Here is a 244-nt window from a genome sequence, read left to right on the forward strand (position 1 = left end):
GGTTCTTCCATATCATCTGCGTAGTTCTCAACCCATTCGACATAATCATTCAATATACGACGAAGCTCTTCTTCGGTCTCCACCGCATTGATCAGATTCTTGGTATGCGTAGCCCCTCTCAAGCCTTTCAAATACCAAGCTGCGTGCTTTCTCATTTCCAGTACACCCACACGCGGACCCTTCAAGGCAATCAGACGCTGGGCATGCAGCAAGCAGATGTCGATTTTTTCACGCACAGTCGGCT

The 244-nt window shown here is 48.8% G+C and carries 1 protein-coding gene; it reads right to left on the reverse strand.

Annotation, left to right across the window (positions count from 1 at the left end):
- A partial coding sequence (locus tag EDM52_RS24210; RefSeq protein ID WP_183185355.1) for a tRNA-dihydrouridine synthase occupies positions 1–244 on the reverse strand: 244 nt, incomplete at both ends.

The sequence above is a fragment of the Brevibacillus invocatus genome, assembly GCF_003710915.1.
GTDB classification, from domain to species: Bacteria; Bacillota; Bacilli; order Brevibacillales; family Brevibacillaceae; genus Brevibacillus; species Brevibacillus invocatus.